Annotated in this window: 17 protein-coding genes; 5 read left to right on the forward strand and 12 right to left on the reverse strand. The window is 74.2% G+C overall.

Annotation, left to right across the window (positions count from 1 at the left end; all coding sequences use genetic code 11):
• Positions 1–123 precede the first annotated feature (123 nt).
• Positions 124–864 (forward strand): hypothetical protein, encoded by a 741-nt coding sequence (locus AC3EVP_RS21975; RefSeq protein ID WP_335978789.1) that lies wholly within the window; start codon positions 124–126, stop codon positions 862–864.
• A 37-nt stretch (positions 865–901) separates the two neighbouring features.
• On the opposite strand, the gene AC3EVP_RS21980 is transcribed toward AC3EVP_RS21975, so the two are convergent.
• The 3 genes from AC3EVP_RS21980 to AC3EVP_RS21990 form a co-directional block, all read right to left on the reverse strand.
• Positions 902–1,921, reverse strand: coding sequence for a zinc-dependent alcohol dehydrogenase family protein (locus AC3EVP_RS21980; protein WP_435132084.1), 1,020 nt, complete (start codon positions 1,919–1,921; stop codon positions 902–904).
• Between the two features lie 85 nt (positions 1,922–2,006).
• Positions 2,007–2,462, reverse strand: a complete 456-nt coding sequence (locus AC3EVP_RS21985) for a MerR family transcriptional regulator (protein WP_335978792.1) — start codon at positions 2,460–2,462, stop codon at positions 2,007–2,009.
• 115 nt (positions 2,463–2,577) lie between these two features.
• Positions 2,578–3,330 carry a ZIP family metal transporter gene (locus AC3EVP_RS21990; RefSeq protein WP_335978794.1) on the reverse strand — a complete coding sequence of 251 codons (753 nt, stop codon included), beginning with the start codon at positions 3,328–3,330 and terminating at the stop codon, positions 2,578–2,580.
• A 250-nt stretch (positions 3,331–3,580) separates the two neighbouring features.
• On the opposite strand from AC3EVP_RS21990, the gene AC3EVP_RS21995 reads away from it, so the two are divergent.
• Entirely contained in the window at positions 3,581–3,973 is a 393-nt protein-coding gene (locus AC3EVP_RS21995; protein WP_335978796.1) for a DUF6479 family protein, read from the forward strand.
• Positions 3,974–4,026: 53 nt separating this feature from the next.
• On the opposite strand, the gene AC3EVP_RS22000 is transcribed toward AC3EVP_RS21995, so the two are convergent.
• From AC3EVP_RS22000 to AC3EVP_RS22040, 9 genes are all read right to left on the reverse strand, one after another.
• Positions 4,027–4,329 (reverse strand): TfoX/Sxy family DNA transformation protein, encoded by a 303-nt coding sequence (locus AC3EVP_RS22000; protein WP_335978798.1) that lies wholly within the window; start codon positions 4,327–4,329, stop codon positions 4,027–4,029.
• Between the two features lie 223 nt (positions 4,330–4,552).
• Positions 4,553–5,332, reverse strand: coding sequence for an exodeoxyribonuclease III (locus AC3EVP_RS22005; protein WP_335978800.1), 780 nt, complete (start codon positions 5,330–5,332; stop codon positions 4,553–4,555).
• A gap of 42 nt (positions 5,333–5,374) precedes the next feature.
• Positions 5,375–6,007, reverse strand: coding sequence for an MBL fold metallo-hydrolase (locus AC3EVP_RS22010; protein WP_435132089.1), 633 nt, complete (start codon positions 6,005–6,007; stop codon positions 5,375–5,377).
• Positions 6,008–6,043: 36 nt separating this feature from the next.
• Positions 6,044–7,420, reverse strand: coding sequence for a bifunctional 3-oxoadipate enol-lactonase/4-carboxymuconolactone decarboxylase PcaDC (gene pcaDC / locus AC3EVP_RS22015; RefSeq protein ID WP_335978804.1), 1,377 nt, complete (start codon positions 7,418–7,420; stop codon positions 6,044–6,046).
• Positions 7,421–7,480: 60 nt separating this feature from the next.
• Positions 7,481–8,110 (reverse strand): hypothetical protein, encoded by a 630-nt coding sequence (locus AC3EVP_RS22020; protein ID WP_335978806.1) that lies wholly within the window; start codon positions 8,108–8,110, stop codon positions 7,481–7,483.
• On the reverse strand, positions 8,107–9,255 hold the full coding sequence (locus tag AC3EVP_RS22025; RefSeq protein ID WP_335978808.1) for an ROK family glucokinase: 1,149 nt from the start codon (positions 9,253–9,255) through the stop codon (positions 8,107–8,109). Before AC3EVP_RS22025 ends, AC3EVP_RS22020 begins: the two co-directional genes overlap by 4 nt.
• Positions 9,252–10,196: an ATP-binding cassette domain-containing protein gene (locus AC3EVP_RS22030; RefSeq protein ID WP_435132307.1), complete on the reverse strand. Its 945-nt coding sequence runs from the start codon at positions 10,194–10,196 to the stop codon at positions 9,252–9,254. The genes AC3EVP_RS22025 and AC3EVP_RS22030 overlap by 4 nt, the downstream gene beginning before the upstream one ends.
• Positions 10,196–11,245, reverse strand: a complete 1,050-nt coding sequence (locus AC3EVP_RS22035) for an ABC transporter permease (RefSeq protein WP_435132092.1) — start codon at positions 11,243–11,245, stop codon at positions 10,196–10,198. Before AC3EVP_RS22035 ends, AC3EVP_RS22030 begins: the two co-directional genes overlap by 1 nt.
• Positions 11,242–12,228, reverse strand: coding sequence for a sugar ABC transporter substrate-binding protein (locus AC3EVP_RS22040; protein ID WP_335978851.1), 987 nt, complete (start codon positions 12,226–12,228; stop codon positions 11,242–11,244). The genes AC3EVP_RS22035 and AC3EVP_RS22040 overlap by 4 nt, the downstream gene beginning before the upstream one ends.
• A 331-nt stretch (positions 12,229–12,559) precedes the next feature.
• Between AC3EVP_RS22040 and AC3EVP_RS22045 the strand changes: the two genes are divergently transcribed.
• The 3 genes from AC3EVP_RS22045 (at position 12,560) to iolC (ending at position 15,659) form a co-directional block, all read left to right on the forward strand.
• The gene (locus AC3EVP_RS22045; protein WP_435132310.1) at positions 12,560–13,624 is read left to right on the forward strand and encodes a Gfo/Idh/MocA family protein; all 1,065 of its coding nucleotides are present in this window, start codon (positions 12,560–12,562) and stop codon (positions 13,622–13,624) included.
• A 158-nt stretch (positions 13,625–13,782) separates the two neighbouring features.
• Positions 13,783–14,631, forward strand: a complete 849-nt coding sequence (locus tag AC3EVP_RS22050) for a TIM barrel protein (RefSeq protein WP_435132095.1) — start codon at positions 13,783–13,785, stop codon at positions 14,629–14,631.
• A gap of 95 nt (positions 14,632–14,726) precedes the next feature.
• Positions 14,727–15,659 (forward strand): 5-dehydro-2-deoxygluconokinase, encoded by a 933-nt coding sequence (gene iolC, locus AC3EVP_RS22055; RefSeq protein WP_435132313.1) that lies wholly within the window; start codon positions 14,727–14,729, stop codon positions 15,657–15,659.
• Positions 15,660–15,689: the final 30 nt, after the last annotated feature.

Below are 15,689 nucleotides of genomic sequence, written 5' to 3' on the forward strand. Positions count from 1 at the left end.
ATGACCTCCGCCAGGAACCCTGCCGCGGCCGCCGCCGTACCCGCCCGGGTACGGCGGCGGCCGCGCGTGCGGGCCCGCACCGGGGGCGACGGCCCGGCTCGAACACCGCTACGATGCCGCGCCATGAGCGACGACGTGCGCAACCTCGTACTGGTCCTGGCCGGTCTGGTCATCGGCGGTCTGCTCGGCTGGCTGGTCCGCGGCTACCTGTGGCGCCGCCGGCTGCACCGCAAGCAGCGGTTCTTCGGGCTGCCGACGGACTCCGAGTGCCTGCTGGTGGTGCCGCGCGACCCGGGTGCGCGCGGCTGGAGCCTGGCCCGGCACGACGCCTTCGCGCTGCTGGAGCTCGCCGCGGTGATCAAGGAGTGCGGGGCGCACGCGGAGGTGCTGGCCCACGACACCGCCTGGCAGGGCTTCGGCGCCCGCACCGAGTTCTGCATCGGCGGGCCGACCGCCAACTTCCGGCTGGCCGCGCACCTGCGCTCGATGCTGCCGGGCGTGGAGATAGACACCGACCCGGCGCAGGGCCCGGAGCAGGGCGCGATCACCGTGGCCGGCGAGACGTACCGGCTGGAGAAGGGCGCGGTGGAGTACGTCCTGCTGGCCCGGCTGTCGTCCGCCCGCGACTCCGGCAACGAGCGGCCGGTGTTCCTGGCGTCCGGCCAGCGCGGCACAGCCAACCAGGCCGCGACCCGCTACCTGGCCCGCCACCACCCGCGGCTGATCCGCAAGTACGGCCTGGACTCGACCTTCTGCCTGCTGCTGCGGGTGGTGAACTCCCAGGCGTACGGCTCGGACGTGGTGGAACTCGTCGCGGACGTCACCAAGGCGGCGACCACCGCCCCCAAGGCGGGCAAGAGCTAGGGACGGTACGGCCGGGCCGGTGGTGCGGCGCGGGGCGTCAGGGCGTCAGCAGCACCTTGACGGCGCGGCGCTCGTCCATCGCCCGGTAGCCCTCGGCCGCCTGTTCCAGCGGGAGCGTGAGGTCGAAGACCCGGCCGGGTTCGATCTCGCGGTCCCAGATGAGCCGGATCAGCTCGGGCAGGTATTCGCGGACCGGGGCCGGGCCGCCGTGGAGGTGGACGCCGGTGCTGAAGAGCAGGTCGCCCGGGATGCTGACGCCGTGGGAGACCCCGACGAAGCCGACGTGCCCGCCCGCCCGCGCGGCGTGGATCGCCTGCATCATGGCCTCCTGCGTGCCGACCGCCTCGATGACGCCGTGCGCGCCGAGGCCGCCGGTCATCGCCTTGACCTTGGCCGCTCCCTCGTCGCCGCGCTCCTCGACGATGTCGGTGGCCCCGAACTCCCGGGCCAGCCGCTGCCGGTCGGGGTGGCGGCTGAAGGCGATGATCCGCTCCGCGCCCAGTTGCCGGGCGGCCAGGACGCCGAGCAGGCCGACCGCGCCGTCACCGACGACGGCGACGGTCCTGCCGGGCCCCGCCTGCGCGGCCACCGCGGCGAACCAGCCCGTGCCCAGGACGTCGGAGGCGGCGAGCAGGGACGGGACGAGATCGGCGTCGGGCAGGCCCGGGGTGGCCACCAGCGTGCCGTCGGCCAGCGGGACGCGCGCCCGCTGGGCCTGCGTGCCGATCGAGCCCATGACGGTGCGGTGCACACAGTGGGACTGGTAGCCCGCCCGGCAGATCTCGCAGGTGTTGTCCGAGGTCCAGAACGAGCCGACCACGAAGTCACCGGCCTTGACCGTCCTGACCTGCGGGCCCACCTCCTCCACCACACCGACGTACTCGTGCCCCATGACCTGGTGGTCGACCTGCTGCACACCGCGGTACGGCCACAGGTCCGAGCCGCAGACGCAGGTGGCGGCCAACCGGATGACCGCGTCCGTGGGCTCCTCGATCCTCGGGTCGGGGCGGTCCTCGACGACGATCTCACCGGGCCGGGTCATCACTACTTGACGCATGAAAGCTCCGTCTCACTTGCAGTTGCTTCCGGGCAGCGCGGATCAGCGGGCGAAGGCCGGGAGGGCGCTTCGCGAGCTGATCGTTTCACCTGGCCGGCTTGAGTTGCCCGACCAGCGCGCGCGCCTCGGCGGCCAGTCGTTCGGCCTCGGCCTCGTCGCCGGCGGCCACGGCGTGCCAGTAATCGATCTTGATCGTGACGTACTTGCGCCGGGCCCTGACCAGCCGGGCTTCTTCGGCCAGCCGCTCGGCGCGCTCGCTGAGCAACGCGATCTGCTGCGCCGCCGCGGCCGGGCCGAGCCGGCCGTTCTCGACGTAGTGCCGCATGTCGCTTACCGGCATGCCGGTCGCCGCCATGCACGCGACCGCGGTCAGCAGCTCCACGTCCGCGTCCGTGTAGACGCGGTGCCCGCTGCTCTCGCCGCGGGCGACCGGCGCGGTCACGCCGATCGACTCGTAGTAGCGCAGCGTGCTGGCGGGCAGCCCCGCGAGGGCCGCGGCTTCCTTGATCGTGTACGTTCGCTCGCCGATTCCTGCTGTCACCCCATCGACGGTAGAAACTTCGAGTGCTTGAAGTCAAAGAACGCGCTGACCTGGGGGTTCCGCCTCCGTCGGCCGCCGCCCCTTGGGCGGGAGGACGGTAGCGGTCGGGCCCGGCCTAGTTGGCGAGGCCGATCACCATCCACATGATCCCGGCGCCGCCCACCGTGCACAGCAGCGTGGAGGTGGACGGGTGCGGGCTGTGGGCCTCGGGGAGGATGTCGGAGGTGGCCAGGTAGAGCAGGAAGCCGGCGAAGAAACCGAGGTAGAGGCCGAGCACCCCGGCCGGGATGGTGAACGCCAGGGTGATCGCGGCGCCGGCCACCGGGGCCAGCGCGTCGGCGGTCAGCAGCACCTGCGCCCGGCGCCGGCCGTTCCCGTAGAGCCGGGTGATCGTGTACGTGTTGAAGCCGTCGGCGAAGTCGTGCGCGACGACCGCGATGGCCACGACGATGCCGACGGTGTCCCCGGCCTGGAAGGCGGCGCCGATCGCGAAGCCGTCCATCACGCTGTGCCCGACCAGGGCGCACGCCGCGGCGACGCCCACCCCCTTGACCGGGTCGTGCGCGTGGCTGTGGCCGTGGGTGTGCGAGGCGTACTCGCCCTCGTGGGCGCGGTGGATGGCGACCGCGCGCTCCACGACGTGCAGCGCCAGGAAGCCGGCCACGAACATCAGCAGGCCCGCGGGCACCCCGAAGACGTGCCGGGGCTGGTTCTCCAGCGCCTCCGGCAGCAGGTCGAAGCCGACGACGCCCAGCATGAGCCCGGCGGCGAGCCCCAGCACGAGATGGCGGCGGTCCCCGATGTGCTGCGCGACGACGCCGCCGACCAGGGTCATCACGAAGGCGCACATGGCTATCAGGACCGGCATGCGGTAATGATCCAGGACGGCGTCCGCGGTGGCGAATCCGGGTCGGCTTGACAGGGTGCCGGCCGGCGCGCGGACCAGGCGCGAAGTGCGCGGGCGTCCCGAGCGGCGCGGCCGGCGGCCCGGGGGCGGGCCCGGGGCGGGCCCCGGCGGGTCACGCCCGGTGACCGGCCGGTGCGGGTTCCGCTTTTCCCGGCCGCCGCCCGTGTGCCGGTGTTGATCGCGGGCATGCGTGGTGTGAGGAGGTGCCGAAATGTCTCTTTCCGAGCAGCACATGGTCCAGCTCGCGCTACCGGCCGGTTCGATCGGCCCCTTGGTGATCGGAATCTGCATCGTGATCGTCCTGATCGCGGCCGTGGTGTTCGGGATGCGGCGGATGGGCCGCGACCCCCGGGTGCCGACCGGTACCCGGCCGCGTTCGGGCGCGTGGGCGACCCGCCAGGAGCACGACCAGGGCGCGCCGCCGGACCACGGTCCCGGGCACCAGGGCGACGGCCGGCGCACCCACGACGCGCGGAAGATCGAGGCCGACGAGATGCCGCAGGACGGGCGGCGGCGGTTCCCGCACGAGGTGCACGACTCCGGCGTGCGCGCGGGCCGGGTGCCGAGCCACCCGCGCCGCCACAGCGGCCCCAACGTCGATTAGTGTCTGTCGTTCGGCCCCGCTCCTTCTCCCGCGGAGATCCGAACGACAGACCCTCAGTCGACCCGGCCGGATGCCGCGGTGCTGGGCGCTCCCGTGAGTTCGGGGGCGCCCAGCACGCGGTCGACCAGGGTGTCCCGCTCGGTCTGCGGGATCGCGGTCCACCGCATGCCGCGCAGCGCCCCTTCGAGCGCCAGCAGGGTGTGGGTGCGGGCGTCCTCGGGAAGCTCCGGGCGGATCTTCTCGAAGGCGCGGCCCGAGCCGAGCCGGCGCAGTTCGCCGGCGTCGCCCACGCCCGCGCGGCGCAGCCGGTCGGCGAGCACCGCTCCGATGTTCGGCAGTTGCTGAAGGGAGTCCACGTCATTCCTCCGTACAAGCCGGTGGTGAAGGTGGTCTGAAAGCTGAGGGAGCGTCAGAAACCGTCGGGGGACGCTCCGGTGTCCGTTGGCGCCATCATGCACGCGCGGCACGCGCCTTCGCCCGATCCGCGGCGGACACGCCCGTGGCGGTCCCCCGCGCTGATGACCCCGGTGGGCCGCACGCCGCACGGCCCGCCTCCCGCGCCACCACCCCTACCTCCGGTCACACCTGGAGGTCGACCACCACCGGCGCGTGGTCGGAGGCACCCTTGCCCTTGCGCTCCTCGCGGTCCACATAGGCGTCGGAGACGGCGGTCGCGAACGGCGCGTTGCCGTAGACGAGGTCGATGCGCATGCCGCGGTTCTTGGGGAAGGCGAGCTGGCGGTAGTCCCAGTACGTGTACGGGTGGTCGTACTTCAGCGGGCGGGGGACCACGTCGCTCAGGCCGGTGCCGCGCAGGGCGGCCAGGGCGGCACGCTCGGCGGGGGTGACATGGGTGGCGCCCTCGAACGCGGCCGGGTCGTACACGTCGGCGTCGGTCGGCGCCACGTTGTAGTCGCCGAGGACGGCGAAGGGGCGCTGCCCCGCCGCGTCCCCGGCGACGGCGGCGGTCAGCGCCTCGAACCAGCGCAGCTTGTAGGCGAAGTGCGGGTGGTCGACCTCCCGGCCGTTCGGCACGTAGACCGACCAGACGCGGACCGGGCCGCAGGTCGCGGCCAGCGCGCGGGGCTCGGCGAGTTCTTCGTACTGCGGGCCGTCGGGCAGGCCGTGCACCACGTCGGCCAGGCCGACCCGGGAGAGCACCGCCACGCCGTTCCACCGGCCGGTGGCCTCGACGGCGGCCTCGTAACCGATCGCGCGCAGCTCCTCGTGCGGGAACTGCTCGGCGGTGCACTTGGTCTCCTGGAGGCACAGCACGTCGGTGCCGCTGCTCTCCAGCCAGGCCAGCAGCCGGGGCAGCCGCGCGGTGATCGAGTTGACGTTCCAGGTCGCGATACGCATGCCCCCCAACCTAGCCGCTGGGTACGACAGACCCCGCGCGCCTCAGACGGCGAGGGCCTCCCCCGGGGCCAGCCGCAGGTGGTCGGCGCCGCCGAGGTTGCCGATCTGCATGTCGTAGATCGGCCGGGCGAGGTCGGTCAGCAGGGCGTCGTGCACGTCGACCGAGCGGCGCGGCCTGACCTCGCGGACGTAGTCGATCACCTCGGAGATCTTGCTCCAGGGCGCCTGGACCGGCAGCAGCAGCGTGTCCACGGCGTGGCCGGGCAGGGTCAGCGCGTCGCCCGGGTGGAAGACCGCGCGGTCGATCAGGAAGCCGATGTTTTTGATCCGCGGGATGTCCGGGTGGATCACGGCGTGCAGCTCGCCGTGCACCTGCACGTCGAATCCGGCGGCGGTGAAGCTGTCGCCGTGGCCGACGGTGTGCACCCGGCCGGGGAAGGCCGCGGACATCGCGTCCGCGACGCTCGCCAGTGTCCACAGCTCGGCGGCCGGGTTGGCCTCCAGCCCCGCCCGCAGCCGGTCCTCGCTGAAGTGGTCCGCGTGCTCGTGGGTCACCAGGATCGCGTCGACCCCGGCGACCGCGTCCGGCTCGGTGAACGCGCCCGGGTCGATGACGAGGGTCCGGCCCTCCCGCTCCAGCCGCACGCACGCATGTGATTTCTTGGTCAGCTCCATGTGCCCATCCTGCCCGGCCCCGCTCCGGCCCGCCCGTCACCCCTTGCCGGTGGCGGTCTCCTCGGCGATGACGCTGCGGGCGCGGTCGACGGCGGCGCGGGCGGCGGGCAGGCCGCAGTAGACGGAGGTCTGCAGGAGCGTCTCCTCTATCTCGGTGGGGGTCAGGCCGCCGCGCAGCGCCGCCCGGGTGTGGTCGGCCAGCTCCTCCAGCTGCCCGAGCACCGTCAGGGCGGTCAGCGCGACGAAGTTGCGGGTGCGCCGGTCCAGGCCCGGGCGGGTCCAGGTCTCGCCCCACCCCCAGCGGGTGGCGTAGGAGTCGAAGCCGCTGCCGAACGTCTTCGCCCGGGCGACCGCGGCGTCCACCTCGGCCTCGCCGATCATCTCCCGGCGGATGCGCAGGCCCTCCTCGTAGGCGTCGGGCCCGGGCGGCGGGGCGGCGGGCGCGGGCAGCCGGGGCGCGACCGGGGGCGGCGCGGGCGCGTACGGGACGGTGCCGGAGGTGCGGTCGGCCGTCCAGGCGGTCTCGAAGTGCCGGACCAGCAGGGTGCCGACGGCGGCCGGCTCCTCGACCGGCGCGAGGTGCCCGGTGGCGGGCACCACCGCGAGCCGCGCGTCGTGGATGCCCGCGACGAGCAGCCGGGCGTCGGCCGGGGGCGTCTCGGTGTCGTCGGCGCCGGCCACCACCAGGGTGGGCACGGTGATGCTGCCGAGCTGCTCGCGGATGTCGAACCCGGCGAGCGCCTCGCACGCGGCGACGTAGCAGGAGCTGTCGGTGGTCTTGACCATCTGCACGGCCCACTGGGTGATCGCCGGCTGGGTGGCGCGGAACGGCCCGGTGAACCAGCGCTCGGGGGTGTTGACGGCGGTGCGGTCCAGGCCGTTGGCGCGGACCACCACACCGCGCTGCCGCCAGGTGTCCGCGCTGCCGAACCGGGCCGCGGCCGACACCAGGGCCAGCGCGGCCAGCCGGTCGGGCCGCAGCAGCGCCAGCCGGGCCCCGACCGCCGCGCCCAACTCGCAGCCGGCGTACCCGAAGGTGTCGACCTCCTCGTCGTCGAGGACGGCCAGCAGCCGCCGGGCGAGGTTGTCCACGGTGGAGGCGGGCTCGGCGGGCGCGCCGCCGTGCCCGGGCAGTTCGTACCGCAGCACCCGCCACTGCTTGGTGAGTTCGGGCAGCTGCCGGTCCCACATGTGCCAGGTCGAGCCGAGCGCGGGTCCCAGGACCAGCACGGGGGCGTCGTCGGGGCCGTCGAACCGGTACTGCAACGGGGGTTGCAGGTCGTCGCGTTCGTCGTCCGGGTCGGTCGCGGAGTCGTCGTCGCCGGTCAGCGCGCCGCCCCGGTCGCCGTACGGGGGGTACGCGGCCGCGGCGTACGTGCCGAGCCGGTCGGTCTCGTCGGTCGCGTCGCTCATCGCCTCACGCTATCGAGTAAAAGGGCGGGACATGGCAGGGGCCTGACTCGCGGGTGGCGCTCAGCCGCCCCCGAACCCGTGCTGGAAGTTGACGGTCGACACGACGTAGACCCGGGGACGGTCGGGGTTGGTCATGTCGACCGTGATGTCGTGGTCGGGCTTGTCACCCGGCTGGTGCAGGCTCTCCCCCGCCCAGGTGCGGGGGATGGCGAAGTTCCAGCCCGCCGCCTTGCACTGGGCGGCGGACATGGCCACCGTGCCGGTGCGCAGCGCGGCGCGGCTGGTGCCGATCCGGGCGAGGAAGGTGTCCAGGCCGCCGGCGGTGGTGACGAACTCGGCGTACAGCTCGCTGTTGTCCCAGGAGTTGGTCTCCAGGTAGCGGACGTAGCGCGAGCCGCGCGGGATGGTCACCTGGTAGATCCGCTGCTGGAGCTGGGTGGGGTACACCTGGGTCAGCGCGCGGCCGGCCGCCTCCTGCCGGGCGTCCTCGCCGCTGCCGCGGCTCTGTGCGGCGGACACCCCTACGTAGCCCATCGGCACCAGCACCAGCAGCGGCACCACGGTCCAGCGCACCCAGCGCGGCGGGGTGCGCGGCGGCCGGGGTCCGGCGGCCGCGAACTCCGCCTCGGCCTCGGCGAGTTCGTCCGCGACGGCCGGTTGCGGGCCGCCGCTGTGCTGCGGTGGGGTCACGGCTGGGCCGCCTGCCTTCCGAGGGTGCGTCCGTACCGTTCGTAGCGCTCGACCCGGCGCCGGTTGGCGCGGCGGAACCGGCGGGCGACCAGCCGCGCGAGGTCCGCGGCGCCCACCATGCCCGCCTCCGGGCCGAGTTCGGCCTTGGCGATGCGCGCCTCGGGCCGGTAGCCGCGGCCGGTCAGGGTACGCCGGAACGCCTCCCGGGCCGGGGCGATCAGCAGGTCGTCGGCGGCGCTGACACCACCGCCGATGACGAAGCAGGACGGGTCGAGGGCGGCGGCGAGGTTGGCGATGCCGACGCCGAGCCACTGGCCGATGTCCTGGAACAGCTCCACGCACATCGGGTCGCCCTCGCGGGCCAGTTCGGTGATGAGCGGCCCGGTGATGTCGCGGACGCTGCCGCCGACCCGGTCGTTGATGCCGTACGCCACCGGGGAGTCGGCGGCGGCCATCTCGCGGGCCTCGCGGACCAGGGCGTTGCCGGAGCTGTACTGCTCCCAGCAGCCGCGGTTGCCGCAGGCGCAGCGGTGCCCGCCGGGCACCACCTGCATGTGGCCGAACTCGCCGGCCACCCCGTAGCGGCCGCGCTTGACGTGGCCGTCCTCCAGGATGGCGCCGCCGATGCCGGTGCCCAGGGTGATCATCACCAGGTCGGCCTCGCCGCGCCCGGCGCCGAAGCGCCACTCCGCCCAGGCGGCGGTGTTGGCGTCGTTGTCGACCATGACGGGCACCAGCAGCCGTTCGGAGAGCCGGTCCCGCAGCGGCTCGTCCCGCCAGGCCAGGTGCGGGGCGAACAGCACCCGGGAGCGGTCGGCGTCCACCCAGCCGGCGGCGCCGATGCCGACGGCGTGCACGTCGTGCCGCTCGGACAGGTCGAGCACCAGCTCCACGATGGTGTCCTCGACCACCTTGGGGCTCTTGGACTTGTCGGGGGTCTCGGTGCGCAGCGTCTCCAGGATCTGCCCGTCCGCGTCCACCACCCCCGCCATCACCTTGGTGCCGCCGATGTCGATGCCGACGGTGGGCACGCGGGGCGCGGTCAGGTGGGAGCGGCGCTCCCGGCGGTCGCGCATCCCGACGCTCTGCCACACCGTGGCGCGCGCTGCGCCGCCGCGGTAGACACGTTCTCGATTGGCACTCAAGCGCTGGTCTCCGGGTCGGCTGGGTCGGTGGCGGGCAGTGGCTTCGGCGTCTTCGGTGTCTCGGGCGCCTGTTCCGCGGACGGGGCGGACGGGGCGGCGTCCGTTGCCATTGTGCCGCCTCGCCGCGTCCGGTTCAGCTCGTGGGTCAGTTCGTCCAGCTCGCTGCCGCCGGCCATCTCCCGCGTCAGCTCGTCCAGCGTAATGTCCTTCTTGAGGTGGCTGCCGGACATGGTGCCGCGCTTGAGCAGCACGAAGCGGTCGCCGACCAGGTAGGCGTGGTGCGGGTTGTGCGTGATGAGCACCACACCGAGCCCCGCGTCGCGTGCGGCGGCCACATAGCGGAGCACCATCCCGGACTGCTTCACGCCGAGCGCGGCGGTCGGCTCGTCGAGCACCAGCACCTTCGCGCCGAAGTGCACCGCACGGGCGATCGCCACGCACTGGCGTTCGCCGCCCGACAGGGTGCCGATCGGCTGGTCCACGTCGCGCAGGTCGATGCCCATGCGCAGCAGCGCCTGGCGGGTGGTGGCGCGCATCAGGGCGGTGTCCAGGCGGCGCAGCGGGCCGCGGCCCCTGGTGGGCTCGGAGCCGAGGAAGAAGTTCCGCCACACCGGCATCAGGGGGACCACGGCGAGGTCCTGGTAGACGGTGGCGATGCCGCGATCCAGCGCCTGCCGGGGCGAACCGTGCCGGACCGGTTCGCCGGCGATCGTGTACGTGCCGGTGTCGTGGGGGTGCAGGCCCGCGATGATCTTGATGAGGGTGGACTTGCCGGCGCCGTTGTCGCCCAGCACGCAGGTGATCTGCCCGGCGTGCACTTCCAGGGACACCTCGCGCAGCGCCCGTACGTTGCCGTAGGACTTGCTGACGCCGGTGAGCGCCACCAGGGCGCCGGGCGCGGCGCCGGAGGGGCCGGGGGCCTTGCCGTCGTCGACCGTGATCACTTGCTCGCCTCCGCCCGCCTGCGCACCCACGCGTTGAGCAGGGTGGCGAGCAGCAGCATCGCCCCCAGGAAGAACTGGAACCAGTCGGGGTTCCACTGCGCGTACACGATGCCCTTGCTCGCCATGCCGAAGATGAACGCGCCGACCGCCGAGCCGATCGCGCTGCCGTAGCCGCCGGTCATCAGGCAGCCGCCGATGACCGCCGCGATGATGTACAGGAACTCGTTGCCGACGCCCTCGCCGGACTGCACCACGTCGAACGAGAAGAGCAGGTGCTGCCCGGAGATCCAGGCGCAGAAGGCCACCGCCATGTACAGGCCGACCTTGGTGCGGGCCACCGGCACGCCGACCGCGCGGGCGGCGTCCGCGTTGCCGCCGGCCGCGAAGATCCAGTTGCCGGCGCGGGTGCGCAGCAGCACCCAGGTCGCCACGGCGACCAGGCCCAGCCACCACAGGATGGTCACCTGGAGGTCGACCGAGCCGATCGTCCAGTGCGAGGCGAACAGGTCGCGGCAGCTGGGGAAGCCCTGCATGTCGCCGATCGACTTGGTCGCCACAGTGCCGCTGATCAGCTTGGTCAGGCCGAGGTTGAGGCCGGTGAGCATCAGGAAGGTGCCGAGCGTGATGATGAAGCTCGGCAGCCTGGTGCGCACCAGCATGATGCCGTTGAACGCGCCGAGCGCCAGCGTCACCAGCAGCGACACCCCGACGCCGACCCAGGTGTTCGCGGTCATCTGGAAGCTGAACATCGAGGAGACCAGCGCGGAGCTGGTGACCATCACGCCGGCCGACAGGTCGAACTCGCCGCCGATCATCAGCAGCGCCACCGGCACCGCCATGATGCCGATCGTGGACGACGCGTACAGCACGGTGCCCATGCTGGAGGCGCGCAGGAAGGAGTCGGCGACGACCGAGAAGAACAGGAAGACCGCCGCCGCGCCGACCACCGCGCCCAGTTCGGGCCGTCCCAGCAGCCGCCGCAGCACCGATCTGGGCGCCAGGCGCTCGTCGCCCGCACCGATCACGTCGAGGACGTCAGTGCTCACCGGGTGCCCCGCTTGGTGTACTCCAGCAGCGCGTCCGCGTCGTCCTTGGTGACGATCTGCGGGCCGGTCAGGACCGGCTGGCCGCCGCCGAGGGTGTCCTTGTTGTAGCGGTACAGCCACAGCAGGTCGACCGCCTCGTAGCCCTGGAGGTAGGGCTGCTGGTCGACGGCGAAGCCGAGGGTGCCGTCCTTCAGGGCGGCGGCGACCTGGGCGTTGAGGTCGAAGGTGTCGATCTCCGCCTTCGAGCCCGCCTGCTGCTTGGCCTTGGCGGCGGTCGGGGCGAAGGGCGCGCCGAGCGTCACCACGGAGTCGATCGACGGGTCGGACTGGAGCTTCGCCTCGATCGCGGACTGCACGTCGGGCATGTTCGTGCCGTCCACGTAGAGCTTGTCCATGCGGCCGTGGAAGTGCGCCTTCACCCCGGCGCAGCGCTGCTCCAGGCCGACGTTGCCCTGCTCGTGCAGGACGCACAGGGCGTGCTTGCGGCCGCGCGTGTTCAGCTCGTCGCCGACGGCGTTGCCGGCGACCGTCTCGTCCTGCCCAATGTGGGTCAGCGCGCCGAACTGCTCGGACTGCTCGGCGCCGGAGTTGACGGTGATCACCGGAATGCCCGCCTTGACGGCCTTCGTCACCGCGGCCTTCATCGCGTCCGGCTTGGCGAGGGTGACGATCAGGCCGTCCACGTGCTGGTCGATCGCGGCCTGCACGAGCTGGGCCTGCTGGTCGCCCTGGTCGCTGTTGGAGTACAGGAACTTGATGTTGTCCTTCTGCGCGGCCTGCTTCGCGCCGCTCTGCACGATGTCCCAGAACGTGTCGCCCGCGCCGGAGTGCGTCACCATCGCGAAGGTCCAGTGCGGGGTGTTCACCGCGGAGCCGTTCGCGGCCAGCTGCTTGGCCCGGTCCTCCGCGCGCTTCCCGCCGGTGGCGCTGCACCCGGCCAGCGCCGCGGCGCACAGCGCCACCGCGAGCAGGCCGCCGGCCAGCCGGCGCGTCCTGCGCTTCCCCCCGCGATCACCGCGGTCGCGTCCCGCCCTTGCCTGAGCCACGTGGCCCTGCCTTTCCTTCACGTTCAGTGGTGCCGCCGGGATGAGAGTGCTGCGTGAGACCCTCCCGGCGGCCCCAGTATCCGTCAACCCTCCGCACCTGCCGACTACCGCCTCCGGGTGACGCGCGCGGCCCGGCGGCGGGCGCGGTCTGACGCTCGCACGGGTGGCGGCGGGGCGGGAGGGCTGTTGGGAGGGGGTGGAGGGGGCATGATGGCGGGAGATCGTGTGGGCGACCGGGCAGGTGGGGGACGACGCGGAGGGGGCCATGATGCGGATCGGACTGGTGGGGGCCGGGCGGATCGGCGCTTTTCACGCCGGGACGCTGGCGGCGCACCCCGACGTGGCGGAGCTGCTGGTGGCGGACGCCGACCCGGTGCGGGCCGGGGAGGTGGCGGCCCGGCACGGCGGGCGGGCGCTGCCGGTGGCGGAGCTGTTCGCGGCGCGCCCGGACGCGGTGGTGATCGCGGCGGCGACCGGGACCCACGCGGAGCTGCTGGCGCGGGCCGCGCGGCTGGGGGTCCCGGTGTTCTGCGAGAAGCCGCTCGCGAGGGACCTGGCGGGCACCGTGGCGGCGGTGCGGGCGGCCGAGCGGGCCGGCACGCTGCTCCAGGTCGGGTTCCAGCGGCGCTTCGACCCGGAGTACGCCGCCGCGCGCGAGGCGGTGCGCGCGGGGAAGGTGGGCCGGCTGCACACCGTCCGCACGGTGAGCTCCGACGCGGTGCCGCCCCCGGCGTCCTATGTCCCGCTCTCCGGGGGCCTGTACCGGGACTGCCTGATCCACGACTTCGACGCGCTGCGGTGGGTGACCGGCCTGGAGGTCACCGAGGTCTACGCGGCCGGCGCCAATGTCGGCGCCGACTACTTCCGGGCCGCGTCCGACGTGGACACCGGCGCGGTGCTGCTCACCCTGGAGGGCGGGGTGCTGGCGACGGCGACCGCGACGCGGTACCACGCCGCGGGCTACGACGTACGGATGGAACTGGCGGGCACGGACGGGCAGGTGACCGTGGGCACCGGGCCGCGCGCGCCGCTCGGCGCTGCCCTGCCGCCGCCGCCCGGGCCCGGCCCGCGGCGGCCGGCCCCGCCACCACCGCCCTGGTCCGGCTTCCTCGACCGCTTCGCCACCGCGTACGCGGCCGAACTCGCCGTCTTCCTGCGGGTCGTGCGCGGCGAGGCCGCCAACCCCTGCCCGCCGCGGGACGCGCTGCGCGCGCTGCTGGTCGCCGAGGCGTGCGAGCGCTCCCGCGCCGAGCACCGCCCGGTGCGGCCGGCCGCACCGGACCGGCTCACCGAGGAGTGGGCGGCGGCCGCACCGGCGGCGCCGGGGGACTGAGGGCGGCAGAGCCGTCCGGGCGGGTAGGACGCGGGTAGGTCCTCGGACGGGGACACGACGCGGACACGGACGAGACGGACGGGACCGGACGAGACCGGAGCAGCAGGCGCCGGGCCGAGCGGCGGGCCGGCGGGCGAGCCGAAGGGAGTGGTGGTGGCATGAGGCGCGAGCGGATCGCCGGGGCACCGATTTCCTGGGGGGTGTGCGAGGTGCCCGGCTGGGGCCACCAGCTCACCCCGGACCGCGTGCTGGCGGAGCTGGCCGGACTCGGCATCGGCGCGAGCGAGTTCGGCCCGGACGGCTTCCTGCCCGGGCCGCTGCTCGCCGAGCACGGCGTCACCGCGGTCGGCGGCTTCGTGCCCGCCGTCCTGCACGACCCCGGCCGGGACCCGCTGCCCGGCATCCGCGCGGCCCTGGACTCCTTCACCGCCGCCGGTGCCCGCACCCTCGTGCTGGCCGCCGCGACCGGGCAGGACGGCTACAACGCCCGGCCCGCGCTCGACGCGGCCGGCTGGCGCACGCTCCTCGCCCGCCTCGACGCCGCCACCGACCTCGCGGCCGGCCTCGGTGTGACCACCGCCCTGCACCCGCACGTCGGCACCATGGTCGAGGGCCCCGCCGACGTGGACCGCGTCCTGGACGGCAGCCGCACCGGGCTGTGCCTGGACACCGGGCACCTGCTCGTCGGCGGCACCGACCCCGTCGCCCTCGCCCGCCGCGCCGCCGACCGCGTCACCCACGTCCACCTCAAGGACGTCGACGCCGCCCGCGCCGCGGCCGTCCGCGACGGCGCCGCCACCTACACCGCCGCCGTCGCCGCGGGCCTGTACCGGCCGCTCGGCACCGGCGACCTCGACCTGGCCGCGCTCCTCGCCACCCTCGAGGCCGCCGGCTACGACGGCTGGTACGTGATGGAGCAGGACACCGTCCTCACCGCAGAACCGCCCCCGTCCCGGGGCCCGGTCGACGACGTCCGCACCTGTCTGACCTGGCTGGCCGCGCAGTGACGGCCCCCGACCCCGCCCCCGACACGGCACTTGGCACCGCCCCCGGCACGGCCCCCGACACGGCTGCGGCCGACCGCCCCCGGCGCCCGCACGACGTGCTGACCCTCGGGCGGGCCGGCGTCGACCTCTACCCCCAGCAGAGCGGCGTCGGCCTCGCCGAGGTCGAGACGTTCGCCAAGTCCCTCGGCGGCACCGCCGCCAACGTGGCGGTGGCCGGCGCCCGCCTCGGCCTGCGCACCGCGACCATCACCGGCGTGGGCGCCGACCCCTTCGGCGGTTACGTCCGCACCGCGCTGCGCGGCTTCGGCGTCGACGACTCCTTCGTGCGCACCGTGCCGGGCACCCAGACCCCGGTGGTGTTCTGCGAGCTCTTCCCGCCCGACCGCTTCCCGATCCACTTCTACCGCCGCCCGATCGCCCCCGACCAGTGCCTGACCCCGCAGGACCTGGACCTGGCCGCGGTACGGGCCGCGCGGGTGCTGTGGATCACCGGCTCCGCACTGGCCGTCGAGCCGACCCGCAGCACGCTGTTCGCGGCGCTGGACGCCCGGGAGGAGGGCACGGAGGTCTGGTTCGACCTGGACTGGCGCCCGGTGTTCTGGGCCGACCCCGCCGACGCCCCGGCCCTGTACGCCCGCGCGCTGTCGTACGCGACGCTCGCGGTCGGCAACGTCGCCGAGGCGGAGGTCGCCACCGGCAGCCGCGACCCGGCGCGGGCCGCGGAACTGCTGCTGCGCCGAGGGGTGCGCACGGCCGTGGTGAAGCAGGGCCCGGCCGGCGTGCTGGGCCGTACCGCCACCGAGTCCATCACGGTCCCGCCGGTGCCGGTCCGGGCGGTCAACGGGCTCGGCGCCGGCGACGCGTTCGGCGGCGCGCTGTGCGCCGGGCTGCTGGCGGGCGAAGGGCTGCGGGACGTGCTGCGGGCGGCGAACGCGGCGGGCGCGCTGGTGGCGTCGCGGCTGGCGTGCGCGGACGCGATGCCGACCCGCGCGGAGATCGACGCGGCGCTGCGGAAGGAGCCGGTGTGAGCACGGAAGAAGCCGGTGCGGGCACGGAAG

The sequence above is a fragment of the Actinacidiphila sp. bgisy144 genome (genome assembly GCF_057708105.1).